Source organism: Vibrio sp. 1557 (assembly GCF_033340175.1).
Lineage (GTDB): Bacteria > Pseudomonadota > Gammaproteobacteria > Enterobacterales > Vibrionaceae > Vibrio > Vibrio alginolyticus.
In genome coordinates this window covers 1-1,197 of record NZ_JAWOVZ010000198.1, presented here as the reverse complement: position 1 = coordinate 1,197, position 1,197 = coordinate 1, and the positions used below count along the sequence as shown (strand labels likewise).

Annotated in this window: 1 protein-coding gene; it reads left to right on the top strand. The window is 51.2% G+C overall.

What is annotated here, in order from left to right:
* Positions 1–1,032: HAMP domain-containing sensor histidine kinase (locus R7070_RS25835; protein ID WP_318141467.1), on the top strand; the 1,032-nt coding region annotated here is incomplete at its 5' end.
* Positions 1,033–1,197 lie beyond the last annotated feature (165 nt).

Sequence of the window (1,197 nt, the reverse complement as noted above, 5' to 3'; positions counted from 1 at the left end):
CGCGACAAACTCAAAGTGTTCAACAACGAGCTACCTATCGACGAACTGCCGTTATTGTGGGCGCATTATTCGCTTTCGTTTGGTGACCTCAATCCACCCATTCTGGTGATGCAGGTCGAAGTCGCACAGAACGAATGGTTTTATCTCGCGGCGGTGCTACCCGCGCCTTACATCAACCTAGAGACTAACTATTTTGAGCTGCGCCAATGGCTGACGCTATTGGTGTCCGCGCTAATGCTGTTGCTGTGTACCTGGTTTATCGTTCGTAAAGAAATTCAACCCATTCGAGAGCTGGCAAAAGCCGCAACCCTGATGTCGAGCCGATTAGACGTGCCCGAAGTCTCTGAGCGCGGCAGTAACGAACTGAAAGCGGCGGTACGTGCGTTTAACAAGATGAATCGACGCATCGACAGCCACATTAAAGACCGCGAGATGCTGTTCAGCGCCATCTCCCACGATCTGAAAACGCCGATAGCCTGCCTAAAACTGCGGGCGGAAATGCTAGATGACGACGCCGACCGAGAACGCTTTATCCGCCTGAGTAACGACCTAGATTTGATGGTCAAAGGCGCATTGCAATGCATTAAAGAGACCGATATCCACGAGGAAATCGAGCCGATCAATTTCACCCAACTGATTCAGCACATTTCCTCCAATATCGCCGATGCGCCGGACACAATTCGCATCCACGGTGAAATCCGCACCCACTTTGCTGGTAAACCGTTAGCGATTAAGCGCTGCATTCAGAATCTGGTCGATAACGCGCTCAAATACGGCCATCAAGCAGACATTACGCTGAGTGAAAGCCCAGAGTCGATCCAGATTGAAATTGAAGATCACGGTGACGGTGTTGACGATTTATTACTTGAAAAGCTCTGCCAGCCATACTTCCGCGCTAGCAACGATAAAGAAGGCAGTGGGCTGGGGTTAACCATTTCACAGAGCATTGCAAAGGCTCATGGCGGCAGTTTGTCGCTGAGCCATTCTCAGTTTGGCGGCCTCTGCGCCACACTGACTTTCCCGAGAGACTGACTATGAACAAACTGGCATTCTTGTTCCCACTGTTGCTCGCCCCTTGCGTCGCTCACGCTGAGTCGCCACAAGGGGTAGAGTTTTTACATTGGTGGACTTCTGACGGCGAGCAGCAAGCGCTGCAAACACTTAAAGCTCAGCTAAAACGGCACGATATTGAGCTGC